We start from the raw sequence: 17335 nt of genomic DNA, 5'->3' as shown, positions 1-17335 counted from the left end.
CCGATGTCTGATACGCCGTCCGAGTCAGACTCCGTCTCCCTGTCGACACGGGCCATCGATGCGTTCCTGGACTCCATCTGGGCCGAGCACGGTCTCAGTGAACATACCCTGTCCGCCTACCGGGCCGACCTGACGGCGCTGGCCCGCTGGCTTGCGGGCGCCGGCAAGGCAGTGGAGCGGGCGGACCGGGCCGATCTGCTGGCCTATCTCTCCCACCGGGTCGCCGCCGGGGCCCGGCCCCGCTCCACCGCCCGGCTGCTCTCCAGTTTGCGCCGGTTCTACCGCCACCTGGTGCGCGACGGCCGCCGCAAGGATGATCCCACGGCCCGGATCGACTCGCCCCGGCCGGGGCGGCCGCTGCCGGACACCCTGAGCGAGGCGGACGTGGAGGCTCTGCTGGCCGCGCCGGATGTCGATACGGATCTGGGGCTCAGGGACCGCGCCATGCTGGAGCTGATCTATGCCACCGGGCTGCGGGTGTCGGAACTTGTGGGGCTCAGGGTGGACCAGGTGAATCTTCGCCACGGGGTGGTGCGTACGGTGGGCAAGGGCGGCAAGGAGCGCCTCGTGCCCCTGGGGGAGGAGGCATCCGCCTGGGTGGCCCGTTATCTGGAGCAGTCACGTCCCGTGCTGCTCAAGGGCCGGGGCGCCTGCGATGACCTGTTCGTGACCAGACGCGGCGGCGGCATGACCCGCCAGGCCTTCTGGCACCTGATCCGCCGTTACGCCGCCCGGGCGGGCATCCGCAAGCATCTCTCGCCCCACACCCTGCGCCATGCCTTCGCCACCCATCTGCTCAACCACGGCGCGGACCTGCGTGTGGTCCAGATGCTGCTGGGCCACAGCGATCTCTCCACCACGCAGATCTATACCCACGTGGCCCGGGCCCGGCTCAAGGAACTGCACGGGGAACACCATCCAAGGGGATAAGTGGGAAGTGGGAATTTGGAAGTGTGAATCTGGAAGTGGGAATGGGTGTGTCCCGGACTGTGGATGCGGAATGCCGTTATTTCTCACTTCGCAATTCAGGATTCCCACTTGGATGGAATCTTTGGCATCATCGCGCGTCTTATTTCCAGCTAAGCTGAAAATCACTTGCCTCCCGGAAGGTCCGATTACATGATCAAGCCCCCGATTGCCGCCCTGCTGGGTCTCGTCCTGGCCGGTATTTCCCTGTCCGCCATCGCCTCGGAGGAAGTGGTGCGTGAGCGGATGCAGGCCCTGATCCCCAACGCCACCCCGGACGCGGTCGTGGAAACGCCGGTGGAGGGGGTGTTCGAGGTGCGCTATGGCATCCAGGTCTTCTACATGAGCGGGGATGGAAAGTACGTGCTCGAGGGCACCCTGGTGGACACCGAGACCCGGACCAATCTGACGGAAGCCAGCCGCACCCAGGCCAGGAAGCAGGTGGTGGATACCCTGGACGAGTCGCGCATGGTGATCTATCCGCCCGACGGCGAGACACGGCATGTGCTGACGGTCTTTACCGACGCGGACTGCACCTTCTGCCGCCGGATGCATTCGGAGATGAGCGAGTACAACGAGCGCGGCATCAAGATCCGTTACCTGCTGTTCCCGCGTACCGGGATCAATTCCCCGAGCTACCTCAAGGCCGTGGGCATCTGGTGCGCCGAGGATCGCAACCATGCCATGGATGAGGCCAAGCTGGGCCGCGAGATCCCCGTGGCCAACTGCGACAACCCCGTCCAGGAGCACATGGCGCTGGGCGAGCAACTGGGTGTCCGGGGCACTCCCGCCCTGGTCCTGGAATCCGGCGTCATGCTGCCCGGCTACCGCCCGGTGGCCGATCTGGAGCGGATCATGGAGCAGGCCAAAGAGTAAGTAGGAAGTGAGAATTGGGAAGCGGGAACGGACATCAACTTCTCACTTCCCAATTCACAATTCCCAGTTGTCAGTACAGTAGGCTCACCATCTTGCGCCGGTATTCCTTGACCAGCGGATGCTGCGCGCCCAGCAGTTCGAAGGCGGTGAGCAGGCCCTTGTGGCCGGCGTCGTCCCCGTACTTTCGGTGCTTTTGCATCAGGCGCAGGAGCAGGGCAAGGGCCGACTCGTAGTCCTCGGAGAGGATCCTGGCCGCCGCCACGCGGTGCAGTGCCTCCGGGTTGTCGCCGGATTCCGTCTCGGCCTCCAGCCTCGCCAGTTCTTCACCCCGGGCCGCCACCCGGGCGAACTGTATCTGTGCCTCCAGGCGCTGCACCTCCTCATCCTGGTGCAGATCCATGGGCAGCGTCTTCAGGGTGTCATCCGCCTCGTCGGCCCGGCCCAGGGCCATGAGCGCCCGGGCGATGTCGATCTTGATGGCCTGATTGTCCGGATCGCTGTCGATGGCCGCCTGCAAGGTGGTCAGTGCCGATTCCGCATCCCCTGCCTCCAGTTGTTCCCGTGCCGCATCGCGCTGGGTGTCGGAATCGCGCGGCAGATGCCGGGAGAGCAGGGCGCGGATGGCGGATTCCGGCTGCACGCCCATGAACTGGTCCACGGGCTTGCGGTCACGGAATATCATCACGGTCGGCAGGCTGCGCACCCCGAAACTGGCGGCCAGGGCCTGCTGCTCGTCGGAGTTGATCTTGGCCAGAATGACGCGGCCCTCGTACTCCTGAACCAGCTTTTCCAGCACCGGGGCGAGCATGTGGCAGGGCTGGCACCAGTCCGCCCAGAAGTCCACCAGCACCGGCCGTTCCTGCGACCCCTCCAGCACCACCTGCTCGAAATTGCCCTGGGTGACGTCGATGATGTAAGGGGAGTCGGACATGGGGGTGGTTCCTCCTGGCTTGCGTTGGCGTTGACTGGGACAGATGTATTGGGATGAGGCGGGGAGATTCAAGGTTCAAAGTTCAAAGTTCAAAGTTCAAAGTTCAAAGTTCAAAGTTCAAAGTTCAAAGTTCAAAGTTGGGCAGGCAGCCTATCCGTTGAACCTTGAACCTGGAACCTGGAACCTTGAACCTTGAACCTTGAACGTTGAACTTTGAACCTTGAACTTTGAGCCTTGACTTACCCTTTCACCACTTTCCGGATGTGCGTGAACAGAAGCAGCCCCTGCACCGTCCGCCCCGGCCACAGCCGGCGCACGCCTTCCGCGTAAAGGGCCATGGGTGCGGCGTATCTTTCCGCCAGGCGGCGGGCGGCGGCATAATCGGCCACCCGATGGGTCTTGTAATCCACCAGCAGGACACGTTCTTCAGTCACCCGCAGGCGGTCGATGATGCCATACACCGTACGTCCGTCGGCATGGGTATATTGCAGCGGGACCTCGTTGTAGTCCCGGGTGCCGGGTTGCGGGGCGAACACCGCCGCCAGGGCCGGGTCGGCGACCACCGCGCGGGCCTCGGCGAGCCAGTCTGCCAGTTCGGGATGGTCCGGGTCCAGGGCCTGCTCGGCCGCCAGGCGGCGGCACAGGGCGGCGTCCGGTTCTTTCTGTCCGGATGTCAGCCATTCCAGCAGGCGGTGGATGGCCACGCCACGCAGGCGGGCGTCCTCATCGCCGGTGCGGTCGCTGTCCGGCCCGCGGTCGCCGAAGCCGCCTGCCTCCCGGCTGGGGGCGATCTCCAGTTCCGGCGCGGCGCGGGCCAGGGGCGACGCCAGTCCGGCAGGGGGCGGGAGCGATCCGGGGGTGTCGGTGACGGCGCCCGAACCCGACGGCGGCGGCTGGCCCGTTTCGTGGACCCAGATGCCCCCATCCGTGTACCTGCCAGGCAGGCCGTCCGTCGTGGCCGCCTCGGGGGACACGGCCTCCCGGATGTGCGCATACCAGCCGCCGTTGCTCCTGGCCCGTGCACTGGCCGAGACGATCAGCACCTGGCGGGCCCGGGTCAGGGCCACGTACAGCAGGTTGGCATCCTCCCTGGCACGGGCGGCCCGGTATCTGTCCAGTGCATCGGCGGTGATCCGGTCGAGATCGCCGCTCCTGGGCAGCAGCCGCATGAGCCGGGGGTGGTCCTCGCCCGTGGGCCAGTCCACCAGGGCTTCATAGGTCTTGGAATCCCTGGGGACGGCGGCCGCATCCGCCAGAAAGATCACCGGGGCTTCCAGGCCCTTGGCGGCGTGGATGGTCATGATGCGTACCCGGGCGCTGGCGCCCCGCACCGGCGGGGTGTCCGGGGCGGCATCCGCCTGATCCCGCAGACCGTGCAGGCGCGACAGGAAATGCACGAGACTCGGATAGCGGCCGCTGTCCACCTCCAGCGCCAGTTCCAGGAAGCGGATCAGGCTGGCCAGGACCGTGGGCACCCGGTCGGGGCGGCTGCCGGCGGCGTACCGGGCCAGCACGTTGCCGTCCAGGAAGATGCGATCCAGCAGGTCGTGCACCGGCAGGGCATCGCTCCAGAGGCGCCAGCGCCCGAGTTTCTCCGCCGCCTGCCTGAGCGGGCTCTCATCGGGCAGTGCCGGTGCCAGGGCCTCGAGACGCGCATGCCAGGGGCCGGATCCCGCGTCCGCCAGTTGTTCCAGTTCGCCGTGCCCCACCGAGAACACCGGCGAGCGCAGCACCTGGGCCAGGGCGAGATCGTCATGGGGGGTGATGAGTATGCGCAGCAGGGCCTCCAGATCGCGCACCTCCAGATGATCCAGCAGCTCGCCCCGGGCGGCGCTCAGATAGGGGACCCCGGCGTCACGCAGGGCGTCCTCGATGGCCCCCACATGGGTGCGGTTGCGCACCAGGATGGTGATGTCGCCGTAGCCGATGGGGCGGGCCTGCGCGCCCCGGCCGACCATCAGGCCCGCGGCTACCATTTCCCGGATGCGCCGGGCGATGCCAAGGCCCTCCCAGGCGTGCAGGTCGTCGCCGGTGTCGGCGCGGGCCGTGGTCAGCGGGTTGCGCAGGCCCTCGGGCGGCGTTGCGTCGCCGGTGTCCGTTTCCGCCTCGACCAGCGGCCAGACCTCCACGCGGCCCCACAGGTTCTGCAGGTGGGTGTCATGGGGATGGAAATCCGGGAGCGCCTCGCGCAGGGCGGGGGCGGCGGTGAACACGCGGTTGACGAAGTCCATGACCGCGGGGCTGGAGCGCCACGACCGGTCCAGCGATTCCGGGCGCCCGCCCAGACGCTCGCGGATCCAGCGCGCGGCAATCTCCTGCAGCCGGGGATCGGCCCGGCGGAAGCTGTAGATGGACTGCTTGGTGTCGCCCACCAGAAAGACGCTGCGGCCCTGCCGGTCCCCCTGGGCGGCCAGTTCCTCCAGCAGTGGCAGCATGAGCCGCCACTGGGTGGGGTTGGTGTCCTGGAACTCGTCGATGAGCAGGTGATCGATGCGGCTGTCCAGCCGGTACTGCACCCACAGTGCGTGGTCGCCGTGGTTGAGCAGCCGGTAGGTGCGCCACTCCAGGTCGGTGAAATCCAGGATGCGCAGTTCTTCCTTGATCGCCTGGTAATGATCCAGATACGCCAGCCCGGCGGTGAACCAGGCGCGGTTGAGCCGCAGGCTGTGCTGGCGGGCGAGCCGGTCCAGGGCGTCGAGGAACTCCTCACCCAGGGACCGGTGCAGTGCCAGGAACCGGTCCTCCGTTTCGGCGCCCCCCAGGCGTTTGGCCTGGGCGGCACTGGCTTTGCGCGACCTGAGCGTATTCGCCTGGGTCAGCAGGGCGGTGCGCGCCGCGTGGAACAGCAGGTCGGCATCCTCCCGCGCCAGTGCATCGGCCAGGCCCTGGCCCAGGCCCTGGTCGGTGGGGGTGTTGCGGGCCAAGAGGGCCGCCAGTTCCGCCAGCGCCTCGCGGGTGGGCGGGTCCAGGCAGTCGGCCCGGGGGTCCGCGTCGGGGTCCACTGCCAGTTCCGCGGCGATGCGCGCCCGGGCAAATGCCAGGGGATCGGCCTCGTGCTCGGTCCAGGCCCACCAGTCCTCCCGGTGGGCGAGAAATCCGTCCAGGGCCTTGCGCACGTTGTCCACCCCGCCGAGCGTGGTGAGCAGCGCCTGCAGCGCCCCGGCCAGAGGGCCGTCCGGTTCCCGGGTGGCCACGCTGACCAGGGCGTCCCATGCCCGATCCCGGAGTTCGCGTTCGTTGTCCGCCAGCTCGAAGCCCGGCGGTACCTGTGCCTCCAGGGGAAAGCGCGCCAGGATGTCCTGGCAGAAGGCGTGGAAGGTGGTGGTACGCACCGGGCGGTCCGCCAGCAGCGTGGTCTCGAACAGCCGCCGGGCCCGTTCCAGCAGGGTGTCGTCCGGCGGCACCCCCATGTCCGCCAGCGCCTTTTCCAGTGCCGCGTCGTCCAGATCCTGCCACTCAAGCAGCCGCTCGGTGAGGCGGGTCTGCATCTCGCCCGCGGCCATGCGGGTGAAGGTCACCGCCAGGATGCCGTCCGGCCGGGCGCCGGCGAGCAGCAGGCGCAGGATGCGCGTGACCAGCAGGTAGGTCTTCCCGGAGCCGGCCGAGGCGAAGACGGAGACGTTGAGATCGGGATCTGTGGCTGACATCAGTGGCAAGTGGCAAGTGGCAAGTGGCAAGTGGCAAGTGGCAAGGTAAAGATACAGCTTTTGGGGGTGTGGACCTACCTCAAGGGCCTTGTATCCTGTAGGGTATGTCGCCCATTATCTTGTATCTCCCGGGCCCGTTGGCCCCACTATCTTGGGTTCTCAGCCTTCCATGACCACCAGTTACAACGCGGCTGATATTGAAGTTCTCTCCGGGCTGGACCCGGTACGCAAGCGTCCGGGCATGTATACCGACACCTCCCGGCCCAACCACATGGCCCAGGAGGTGATCGACAACTCGGTGGACGAGGCCATTGCGGGGTACGCGAAGAAGATCGACCTGGTGCTGCACAAGGACGGCTCACTCTCCGTGGCTGATGACGGGCGCGGCATGCCCGTGGACATGCACCCGAAGGAGAAACGCCCCGGCGTGGAGGTGATCCTCTCCACGCTGCATGCGGGCGGCAAGTTCTCGGACAAGAGCTACCAGTTTTCCGGCGGCCTGCACGGCGTGGGCGTGTCCGTGGTGAATGCACTCTCAAGGCACCTGGAGGTGTGGATCAGGCGCGACGGCAGGGAATACAACATGGCCTTCGCCGGTGGCTACAAGAAGAGCGAACTGGAGGTCGTGGGCGAGGTGGGCCGGCGCAATACCGGCACCACGTTGCGTTTCTGGCCGGACCCGAAGTATTTCGATTCGCCCGGATTCTCGGTGCCGAGATTGAAGCACATCCTGCGGGCCAAGGCGGTGCTGTGCCCCGGACTCGCGGTCAGCTTCTACGACGAGATCACCGGCGAGCGCGCTGACTGGTGCTACGAGGCGGGCCTCCGGGACTACCTCGTGGAGGCGGTGGCCGGATTCGAGCGCGTGCCCGAGGAGCCCTTCATGGGGTCCGTGGCCGGCCAGACCGAGGCGGCCGAGTGGGCGGTGGTGTGGCTGCCCGAGGGCGGCGACGCGGTGACCGAGAGCTACGTGAACCTCATCCCCACGGGCCAGGGGGGCACCCACGTCAACGGCCTGCGCACGGGGCTCACCGACGCGGTGCGCGAGTTCTGCGAATTCAGAAACCTGCTCCCCCGGGGCGTGAAGCTCACCCCCGAGGACGTCTGGGATCGTGTCTCGTACATCCTCTCCTTCAAGATGCAGGATCCCCAGTTCGCCGGTCAGACCAAGGAACGCCTGTCCTCGCGCGAGGCTGCGCCATTCGTCTCGGGCGTGGTCAAGGACGCCTTCAGCCTCTGGCTCAACCAGCACCCGGGGGCCGGCGAGCGCATCGCCGAACTGGCCATCAACAGCGCCCAGCGCCGCGCCCGCGCCGGCCGCAAGGTGGTGCGCAAGAAGGTCACCCAGGGCCCGACGCTTCCGGGCAAGCTGGCCGACTGCGCGAGCCAGGATCTGGCCCGCACCGAACTCTTTCTGGTCGAGGGCGACTCCGCGGGCGGTTCCGCCAAGCAGGCCCGGGACCGGGAGTTTCAGGCCATCATGCCGCTGCGCGGCAAGATCCTGAACGCCTGGGAGGTGGAGCCGGACCAGGTGCTGGGGTCCCAGGAGATCCACGACATCAGCGTCGCCGTGGGCGTGGAACCGGGTGCGCCGGATTTGAAGGATCTGCGCTACGGCAAGATCTGCATCCTGGCCGATGCGGATTCCGACGGCGCCCATATCGCCACGCTGCTGTGCGCCCTGTTCGTGCGCCACTTCCGGCCCCTGGTGGAGCACGGCCATGTATACGTGGCCATGCCGCCGCTGTTTCGCATCGATGTCGGCAAGGAGACCTTCTACGCGCTGGACGAGCACGAGAAGCAGGGCGTGCTGGAGCGCATCGAGGCGGAGAAGAAGAAGGGCAAGGTATCGGTGACCCGCTTCAAGGGGCTGGGCGAGATGAACCCCCTGCAGCTGCGCGAGACCACCATGGACCCGGACACCCGGCGCCTGGTGCAGCTCACCGTGGACGCCGGCGACGACACCAACACCCTGCTGGACATGCTGCTGGCCAGGAAGCGCGCCGCCGATCGAAAGAGCTGGCTGGAGACCAAGGGGCATCTGGCTGAGGTGGAGGTCTGACTGGAAAAGCTTTCGACGCAAAGACGCGATGACGCAAAGGAACGCAAAGAGATTCAATCGCTGAAGATCCAAGGCGGTTTTCTTGCACAGAGAACTTTTGCGATTCACTGCGTCTTTGCGCCTTTGCGTCGAAAAGGGTTTATCGGAAAGAGGGGTTCAGGAACATGGCCACACTGTTCACCCAGACCATCATCGCGGTGGTGTGGGATTTCGACAAGACGCTGATTCCGGGCTACATGCAGGGGCCCTTGTTCGAGCATTACGGGGTGGACGAGCGTCAGTTCTGGCGCGAGGTCAATGAGCTTTCGCGCATCTACCGCGAGCGCGGTTCAGAGCAGGTGTCGGGGGAGATGAATTATCTCAATCACATCCTCGACTATGTGCGCCGCGGCGTGTTCAGGGATCTGAGCAACGAGAAACTGGGCGAACTGGGCGCGCGGCTCGAGTTCTATCCGGGGCTGCCGGAGTTCTTCGGCGAGTTGAAGGAGACGGTGGAGCGCGAGCCGCGCTATGCCCATCACGACATCACGCTGGAGCATTACGTGGTGAGCACGGGTTTCACGCGTACCATCCGCGGCAGCGCCATCGCGCCGTATCTGGACGGCGTCTGGGGGTGCGAGTTCCTGGAGGACCTGAATACCGATCCGCCGGTGATCGCGCAGGTCGGTTACGTGCTGGACAACACCACCAAGACCCGCGCAGTGTTCGAGATCAACAAGGGGGTGAACAAGCACCCGGAGCAGATCGACGTGAACGCGGCGGTAGCGGAGGCCGAGCGGCGCATCCCGTTCCAGAACATGATCTACATCGCCGACGGCCCTTCCGACGTGCCCGTGTTCTCGGTGGTCAAGCGCAATGGGGGCTATACCTACGGTGTCTACAACCCGGGCCAGCGCCGGGAATTCAGCCAGGTCAACGAGCTGCAGCGCCAGGGCCGCGTGCAGGCCTTCGGCCCGGCCGACTACCGGCAGGGCACCCAGACCTGCATGTGGCTCACCGACGCCGTGCAGAAGATCGCCGAGCGCATCGTCACCGACCGCGAACGTGCACTGGGAGACAAGGTCGGCAAGGCGCCGCGGCACTTGTCGGAGTAAGGACCGCGACGCAAAGACGCAATGACGCAAAGGAACGCAAAGATTTCTCTGTAAGCACATGGTTCTTTGCATTTGTAGTTCACGCAAGGAATCTCTTTGCGAACCTTTGCGCCTTCGCGCCTTTGCGTCGAGGGGTTTTTTAACAAATTCAAAGCGGCAACTATCATGAGCAGTCTTGATCTGAATCTGGAAGGCGCCGAGCGGCTGCCGCTCAAGGACTTCACCGAGAAGGCGTACCTGGATTACTCCATGTACGTGATCCTCGACCGGGCGCTGCCGCATATCGGCGACGGCCTCAAGCCCGTGCAGCGGCGCATCATCTACGCCATGAGCGAGCTGGGGCTGTCGGCGGCCTCCAAGTACAAGAAGTCGGCGCGCACCGTGGGCGATGTGCTGGGCAAGTTCCATCCCCACGGGGATTCCGCCTGCTACGAGGCCATGGTGCTCATGGCCCAGCCTTTCTCCTACCGCTATCCCTTCGTGGACGGGCAGGGCAACTGGGGCTCGCCGGACGATCCCAAGTCCTTCGCCGCCATGCGTTACACCGAGTCGCGGCTCTCCCCCTACGCGCAGCTGCTGCTCTCGGAGCTGGGGCAGGGCACCGTGGATTGGGTGCTCAACTTCGACGGCACAATGGAAGAGCCGAAGGTGCTGCCCGCGCGCCTGCCCAACGTGCTGCTCAACGGGGGCACCGGCATCGCCGTGGGCATGGCCACCGACATCCCGCCCCACAACCTGCGCGAGGTGGCCGCCGCCTGCGTGCATCTGCTGGAGAATCCGAAGGCCACCGTGGCGGACCTCTGTGAGCACATCCAGGGTCCGGATTTCCCCACCGAGGCGGAGATCATCACGCCGCGGGCGGAACTGCGGAAGGTCTACGAGACCGGTAACGGCGCCCTTCGCATGCGCGCCCGTTACGAGCGCGAGAACGGCGACATCATCATCACCGCGCTGCCCCACCAGGTCTCCGGCGCCAGGGTGCTGGAGCAGATCGCAGCGCAGATGAACGCGAAGAAGCTGCCCATGGTGGAGGACCTGCGCGACGAGTCGGACCATGAACATCCCACCCGCCTGGTCATCCAGCCGCGCAGCAGCCGGGTGGACGTGGAGGCGCTCATGGCCCACCTGTTCGCCACCACGGATCTGGAACGCAGTTACCGGATCAACATGAATCTGATCGGCCTGGACGGCCGTCCCCGGGTGAAGGACCTGGCCACCCTGCTCGGCGAGTGGCTGGGCTTTCGCACCGAGACCGTGCGCCGGCGCCTTCAGTGGCGCCTGGACAAGGTGCTGGCGAGGCTGCACGTCCTGGAAGGCCTGCTGATCGCCTATCTCAACATCGACGAGGTGATCCGCGTCATCCGCGAGAACGACGAACCGAAGCCCGTGCTCATGAAACGCTTCGGACTCACGGACGTCCAGGCCGAGGCGATCCTCGAACTGAAACTCCGTCACCTGGCGAAACTCGAGGAAATGAAGATCCGCGGCGAGCAGGAGGAACTGGGGAAGGAACGTGACACGCTCCAGAAGACACTCGGTTCCGCCGCGCGCCTGAAACGCCTCATCCGCGACGAGATCATGGCCGACGCGGAGAAGTTCGGCGACGCCCGCCGATCTCCCATCGTCGAGCGGGCCGCGGCCCAGGCCATGGACGAGTCCGAACTCATTCCCACCGAACCGCTGACGGTGGTGCTCTCGAAGATGGGCTGGGTGCGTGCCGCCAAGGGGCATGACGTGGATGCCCATGCCCTGAACTACAAGTCGGGCGACGGTTTCCAGTCCGTGGCCCGGGGGCGCAGCAACCAGCCCGCCGTATTCATCGACTCCACGGGCCGCACCTACACCCTGCCGGCCCACACGCTGCCCTCGGCCCGGGGGCAGGGCGAACCCCTGTCCGGCCGCCTTACGCCCCCCGACGGAGCCCGTTTCGTGGGCGTGATGATGGGAGCGCCCTCGGACCTGTTCCTGCTGGCCACCGATTACGGCTACGGGTTCGTTTGCTCCCTGGAGGACATGCAGAGCCGCAACAAGGCGGGCAAGGCGGTCCTGGGCGTGCCCGCCGGGGCGAAGGTGCTGCCGCCGGTGCGGGTGCGCGACCCGGAGCAGGACTGGATCGCCGCCGCCACCAGCGAGGGTCACCTGCTGGTGACACCGCTGGCCGAGCTGCCGCGCATGGCCCGCGGCAAGGGCAACAAGATCATCAACGTCCCCTCGGCGAAGCTCAAAACCCGGGCGGAATGGGTCGCCGCCGTCACCCTGGTTCAGGACGGCGAGCCCCTCACCGTGGTGGCCGGCAGGAAGTTCAAGACCATGAAGGGCCCCGAGGTGGACGAATACGCCGGCGAACGCGGCAAGCGCGGCCGCAAGCTGCCGAGGGGGTTCCAGAAGGTGGACGCTCTAAGGAGCGGTCAGTAGTCAGTGGTCCGTTGTTTTTTTCACAACTGACAACGGACCACTGACAACGGACAGCCTTCAAGGTTGAATTTTTCGGCTTTGCCCCTATCTAATACGACGTTCCCAAGGTCCTGAACGCCTTACGATTCGGAGAGACGATGAAGCGCGTTGCCCTGTTCCTGGCCACCAACCTGGCCATCATCGTGGTGCTGAGCATCACCCTGCGCCTGCTGGGCGTGGAGCGCATCCTGGACGAGACCGGTACCGGGCTGAATCTCAATGCCCTGCTGGTCTTCGCGGCCGTGTTCGGCTTCGGCGGCTCCTTTATCTCCCTGGCCATCTCCAAGTGGATGGCCAAGCGGACGATGCGGGTGCATATCATCGAGAAACCGCGCAACAGCACCGAACAATGGCTGCTGGAAACCGTGCAGCGCCAGGCCCGGCAGGCGGGTATCGGCATGCCGGAGGTGGGTGTCTTCAATTCCCCGGATCCCAATGCCTTTGCCACCGGCATGAGCAAGAACAACGCCCTGGTTGCGGTGAGCACCGGACTGATGGAGCGCATGAACGCCGACGAGGTGGAGGCAGTGCTCGGCCATGAGGTGAGTCACGTCGCCAACGGCGACATGGTGACCCTGGCGCTCATCCAGGGTGTGGTGAACACCTTCGTGATATTCATTGCCCGGGTGATCGGCCACTTCGTGGACCGGGTGGTATTCAAGAACGAGCGCGGCCATGGCCCCGGCTTCTGGATCACCACCATCGTGGCGGAGATCATCCTGGCCATCCTGGCGTCCATCATCGTCATGTGGTTCTCCCGCCAGCGGGAGTTCCGCGCCGATGCCGGCGGCGCCCGCCTGGCCGGGCGGGAGAAGATGATCTCGGCGCTGGAGAGTCTGCGTGCCGTGCATCAGCCCACCCGGATGCCCGATCAACTGGCCGCCTTTGGCATCCGCGGCGGCATGGGCCAGGGCCTCAAGAAGCTGTTCATGAGCCACCCGCCCCTGGAGCAGCGCATCATGGCGCTGAAGGCCTCTCCCAACACCCGTCAATAGTCAGTTGTCAGTGGTCAGTTGCAATAAACAACTGATCACTGACCAGTCACAGCATTTTCGACTATGCTTTGGAGGTGTTCGCGATTCCCGTGACGGAATGCCCATGACCAGGAAGCCTTACCCCACTGAACCGGAGCTCATCGCCTGCGAGATCTGTCTCAAGGAGTTGCCTCCCCACGAATCTCACAGCGTGGAGGAGGAAGAGTACGTTCAGCATTTCTGCGGTCTCGAATGCTACGACCTCTGGCGAAAGGGCCTGATCCAGATCGACGATAAGCCTGAAGACAGTCAATAGTCAGTAGTCCGTTGTCCGTTGTTGGTGCAACTGGCCACTGACGACGGACAACTGACCATCTCTTCCAGCATCTCCCAGACATTCTCCAGCATCCGTGCTTGCGCTTCGGCGGTGGGGTGGATACCGTCAGGCTGCATGAGCGCGCGGTCCTCGGCCACCCCTTCCAGGAAGAACGGAACCAACGAGACATCCATTTCCCGGGCCACGTCGTGGTAGATCCGGTGGAACCTCTCGGTGAAATGGCTGCCGTAGTTGGGGGGCAGGTGCATCCCGAGCAGCAGGACATCGGCGCCGTGTTCCAGGCTCAACCGGACCAGTTCGGTGAGGTTGGTGCGCATCTCGTCGAGCATCTGGTTCGGGTGGACGCCCCGCAGGCCGTCGTTACCCCCCAGTTCGATGATCACCAGCGCCGGGTCGTGGCGTTCCAGGGCCCGGGGCAGGCGGGTGAGTGCGCCCCGGGTGGTGTCGCCGCTGATGCTGGCGTTGACCACCCGCCAGGGCGGGTCGTGGTCGGCCACGCGCCGTTCCAGCAGGGCCACCCAGCCTTCCTCCTCGGCAAAACCGTAGGCGGCGCTCAGGCTGTCGCCCAGCACCATCAGCGTGGGTCGTTCACCGGCGGCGAGGCCGGGTGGCAGAATCAGCAGGGCAAACAACAGGAGCAGGCGTTTCATGGGGTCCGATTCTAACGTGTCAAACGGCGCCATGGTGGAGGCGGCCGGGCTGGTCAAGTTCGTGCAGGGGCCGGGCGGGCGCCTGGATATCCTCAAGGGCGTGGATCTGTCCGTGGCGCCCTCCGAGGCAGTCGCGATCCTGGGGGCCTCCGGGTCCGGCAAGTCGACCCTGCTGGGGTTGCTTGCCGGTTTGGATCTGCCCAGCGGCGGAGAAGTTCGCCTGATGTCCGAATCCCTGGGTGCGCTGGATGAGGATGACCGGGCCCGGCTGCGTGCCGGACGGGTGGGTTTCGTGTTTCAGTCCTTCCAGCTCCTGCCGGCGCTGACGGCCCTGGAGAACGTGATGCTGGGCCTGGAACTGGGGGATCATCCGGGCGATGCCCGCAGGGTGGCGCTCGAGGCCCTGGAGCGGGTGGGGCTCAGGGACCGGGTCGCCCATTACCCCAGCCAGCTTTCCGGCGGCGAGCAGCAGCGGGTGGCCATTGCCCGCGCCTTCGCCCCCGGTCCCCGGGTACTGTTCGCCGATGAGCCCACCGGCAACCTGGACCAGGTCACCGGTGACCAGATCATCCGCCTGCTGTTCGATCTCAAGGTGGCCTCCGGCACGGCGCTGGTGATGGTCACCCATGACGTGGAACTGGCGGGACGCTGCGACCGCCGCCTGTTTCTGCGCGACGGGGTCCTGGAAGCCCGATGAACGGTGGCGCGATCCGCTATTCCCTGCGTTCGCTGATGCGCGAGTGGCGCGCGGGCGAGTTGCAGGTGCTGGCGCTGGCGGTGGTGATCGCCGTGGCGGCGGTGACCTCCGTGGGGTTCTTCACCGACCGGGTGCAGCGGGCCATGCTGCTCCAGGCCACGGAACTGCTCGGGGCGGACCTGGTGGTAGCCTCCGCGGAAGCGGTGGATGACGCCCTGGAGGCGGGCGCCCGGGGGCGCGGGCTGTCCACCGCCCGGTTCGTGACCTTCCCCAGCGTGGTGCTGTTCGAGGACGCCGCGCAGCTTGCGGAACTCAAGGCCGTGGATGGCGGTTACCCCCTGCGCGGGCAGCTTCGCGTCTCCGAAACCCTTTTCGGGGAAGAACAGGCGCGGGTCGAGGGTCCCGGTCCGGGCCAGGTGTGGGTCGAGGCACGCCTGTTCCAGCAGATGGGGTTTGAACCGGGTGACCGGCTGCAGGTGGGGGAGATCGAGCTGGAGGTCACCCGGGTGCTCACCTACGAACCCGACCGGGGCGGGGACCTGTTCCAGTTGGCTCCCCGGGTGATGTTCAACCTGGCCGATGTGCCCGCCACGGGCCTGGTCACGCCCGCCAGCCGCGTGCGCCACCAGTTGCTGGTGGCCGGGGACGAGGCCGCGGTCGGCGAGTTTCGGGCGTGGGCCGCGCCGCGCCTCGCCCCCAACCAGCGCATCGAGAGCGTGCGTGATGCACGCCCCGAATTGCGCCAGGCCCTCGAGCGGGCGGAACAGTTCCTGGGCCTGGCGGCGCTGGTGGCGGTGCTGCTGGCCGGCGGGGCCATTGCCGTGGCGGCGCGCCATTACAGCGATCGCCAGTCCGACACCAGCGCCGTGATGCGCTGCCTGGGCGCGAGCCGGGATTTCGTGGTGCGGGTCTTTCTGCTGCGCCTGCTGTGGATCGCCCTCCTGTCCAGCCTGGCCGGCGCCCTGGCGGGTTACGGTGCCCAGACGGTGCTCACCGGCCTGCTGGGCCGGTGGTTCGCCGGCGGTCTGCCCGGGGCCTCCGCCTGGCCGGTGTTCACGGGGCTCGCCGTCGGGCTGGTGACCGTGCTGGGTTTCGCGCTGCCGTCCATGCTGCGCATCGGCCGGGTTCCGCCGCTGCGGGTGCTGCGCCGGGAACTGGGTGCACCGCCGCCGTCCATGTGGCTGGTGCTGGGCCTGGCCCTGGCGACCCTGGCGGTTCTGCTGCTCTGGCAGTCGGGTGACATGCGCATGGCGGGTCGCGTGCTGGGCGGCGCCGTGGTCATGGGTCTGGTGCTCTGGGGTGTGGCCTGGGGGATGATCCTGCTGCTCCGGCCGCTGCGTACGCGGGGCGGCGTGGCGCTGCGCTTCGGGCTGGCCAACCTGTCCCGTCGCGGCAGCCTGAGCGCGGTGCAGCTCTCCGCCTTCGGGCTGGGCATCATGGCCCTGCTGCTGCTGGCCCTGGTACGGGTGGACCTGCTCTCGGCCTGGGAGCAGAACCTGCCGCCGGATGCCCCCAACCATTTCATGATCAACGTGCAGCCGGACCAGGTGGCGCCGCTGCAGGACCTGTTCGAATCCCGGGGTCTGCCGGCGCCGGCCTACTACCCCATGGTGCGCGGGCGGCTCACCGCCATCAACGGCCGGGCGGTCGATCCCGAGGACTACACCAATCCCCGGGCCGAGCGGCTGGCGGCCCGGGAGTTCAATCTCTCCTTCGGCGACGAGCCCCAGCCGGACAATCGCATCGTGGCCGGCCGCTGGTGGCAGCCGGGCGGCGACCCGGGCCAGTGGTCCGTGGAGGAGGGGCTGGCCGACACCCTGGGTATCGAAATGGGCGACCGGCTCAGTTTCCGCATTGCCGGCGAGCGCGTGGAAGGTACTGTCACCAGTCTGCGCAAGGTGCACTGGGATTCCTTCAACGTGAACTTCTTCGTGGTGGCGACCCCGGCGCTGCTCGCGGACATGCCGACCACCTACATCACCAGCTTCCGGCTGGATGACGCCGGTGACGGCCTGCTGGCCGACGCCGTGCGCCGGTTTCCCAGTGTCACCGTGCTGGATGTGCGCGCACTCATGGACCAGGTGCGTTCCATCATGGACCGGGCCACGCTGGCGGTGGAATACGTGTTCCTTTTCACCCTCCTGGCCGGGGTGACCGTGTTGTTTGCCGCGATCCAGTCCACCCGGGACGTGCGCCGGCACGAGACCGCCCTGCTGCGCACCCTGGGTGCCAGCCGCCGCCAGGTGCTTGCCGGCCTGCTCTCGGAGTTCCTGGTCATGGGCCTGTTGGCGGGCCTGCTGGCCGCCGCCGGGGCGACACTGGTGGGTTATATCCTCGCCCGGCAGATCTTCGACCTGCCTTTCGCGGTCAACCCCTGGCTGTGGATCGCCGGTGTCGGCGGCGGCGCCCTCGGCGTCGGCCTGGCCGGCTGGCTGGGCGCCCGGGGCGTGCTGAGACACCCGCCGCTGCTCACGCTGCGAAAGGCCGCATGAGCAGAAAAGTGAATGCAGAGGGCAACCGGTAGGATGGGCAAAGCGAAGCGGACCCATGCGGAAGGGCCACAACGCCGACGACGGGTGACGGCGGGATGGCAGCGGTAGGATGGGTCAAGCGCAGCGGACCCATGCGGACCGGTGAGTCACAAATA

At 66.6% G+C, this 17335-nt stretch carries 12 protein-coding genes; 9 read left to right on the top strand and 3 right to left on the bottom strand.

The window, feature by feature from the left end; genetic code table 11:
• Positions 1–3 precede the first annotated feature (3 nt).
• Complete coding sequence (gene xerD / locus THITHI_RS0104795; RefSeq protein WP_018231938.1) at positions 4–930, top strand: site-specific tyrosine recombinase XerD; 927 nt, start codon at positions 4–6, stop codon at positions 928–930.
• Positions 931–1119: 189 nt separating this feature from the next.
• Positions 1120–1842 carry a DsbC family protein gene (locus THITHI_RS0104790; RefSeq protein WP_018231937.1) on the top strand — a complete coding sequence of 241 codons (723 nt, stop codon included), beginning with the start codon at positions 1120–1122 and terminating at the stop codon, positions 1840–1842.
• Between the two features lie 70 nt (positions 1843–1912).
• On the opposite strand, the gene trxA is transcribed toward THITHI_RS0104790, so the two are convergent.
• Positions 1913–2773: a thioredoxin gene (trxA, locus tag THITHI_RS0104785; protein WP_018231936.1), complete on the bottom strand. Its 861-nt coding sequence runs from the start codon at positions 2771–2773 to the stop codon at positions 1913–1915.
• Between the two features lie 239 nt (positions 2774–3012).
• Positions 3013–6420: a UvrD-helicase domain-containing protein gene (locus tag THITHI_RS0104780; protein WP_018231935.1), complete on the bottom strand. Its 3408-nt coding sequence runs from the start codon at positions 6418–6420 to the stop codon at positions 3013–3015.
• Positions 6421–6589: 169 nt separating this feature from the next.
• Here THITHI_RS0104780 and parE point away from each other — a divergent pair, with 169 nt between their 5' ends.
• The 5 genes from parE to THITHI_RS18490 all read left to right on the top strand — a co-directional run bounded on the left by parE (position 6590) and on the right by THITHI_RS18490 (position 13320).
• Positions 6590–8482: a DNA topoisomerase IV subunit B gene (gene parE / locus THITHI_RS0104775; RefSeq protein ID WP_018231934.1), complete on the top strand. Its 1893-nt coding sequence runs from the start codon at positions 6590–6592 to the stop codon at positions 8480–8482.
• A gap of 164 nt (positions 8483–8646) precedes the next feature.
• A complete protein-coding gene (locus THITHI_RS0104770) occupies positions 8647–9576 on the top strand; it encodes an HAD family hydrolase (protein ID WP_018231933.1) in 930 nt (309 codons plus the stop codon).
• A 165-nt stretch (positions 9577–9741) separates the two neighbouring features.
• Positions 9742–11991, top strand: coding sequence for a DNA topoisomerase IV subunit A (parC, locus tag THITHI_RS0104765; protein WP_018231932.1), 2250 nt, complete (start codon positions 9742–9744; stop codon positions 11989–11991).
• A 137-nt stretch (positions 11992–12128) separates the two neighbouring features.
• Entirely contained in the window at positions 12129–13025 is an 897-nt protein-coding gene (gene htpX, locus THITHI_RS0104760; RefSeq protein ID WP_018231931.1) for a protease HtpX, read from the top strand.
• Between the two features lie 103 nt (positions 13026–13128).
• Entirely contained in the window at positions 13129–13320 is a 192-nt protein-coding gene (locus THITHI_RS18490) for a DUF3330 domain-containing protein (RefSeq protein ID WP_018231930.1), read from the top strand.
• On the opposite strand, the gene THITHI_RS18485 is transcribed toward THITHI_RS18490, so the two are convergent.
• The gene (locus tag THITHI_RS18485) at positions 13314–13991 is read right to left on the bottom strand and encodes an arylesterase (protein WP_018231929.1); all 678 of its coding nucleotides are present in this window, start codon (positions 13989–13991) and stop codon (positions 13314–13316) included. The two genes, THITHI_RS18490 and THITHI_RS18485, sit on opposite strands and share 7 nt — an antisense overlap.
• On the opposite strand from THITHI_RS18485, the gene THITHI_RS0104745 reads away from it, so the two are divergent.
• Both THITHI_RS0104745 and THITHI_RS0104740 read left to right on the top strand, forming a co-directional pair.
• On the top strand, positions 13990–14688 hold the full coding sequence (locus THITHI_RS0104745) for an ABC transporter ATP-binding protein (RefSeq protein ID WP_018231928.1): 699 nt from the start codon (positions 13990–13992) through the stop codon (positions 14686–14688). The two genes, THITHI_RS18485 and THITHI_RS0104745, sit on opposite strands and share 2 nt — an antisense overlap.
• The gene (locus THITHI_RS0104740; RefSeq protein ID WP_018231927.1) at positions 14685–17180 is read left to right on the top strand and encodes an ABC transporter permease; all 2496 of its coding nucleotides are present in this window, start codon (positions 14685–14687) and stop codon (positions 17178–17180) included. Before THITHI_RS0104745 ends, THITHI_RS0104740 begins: the two co-directional genes overlap by 4 nt.
• The last annotated feature ends 155 nt before the right edge of the window (positions 17181–17335 follow it).

This window comes from Thioalkalivibrio thiocyanodenitrificans ARhD 1 (genome assembly GCF_000378965.1).
GTDB lineage: Bacteria > Pseudomonadota > Gammaproteobacteria > Ectothiorhodospirales > Ectothiorhodospiraceae > Thioalkalivibrio_A > Thioalkalivibrio_A thiocyanodenitrificans.
This window is presented reverse-complemented; position numbering and strand designations above follow the sequence as displayed.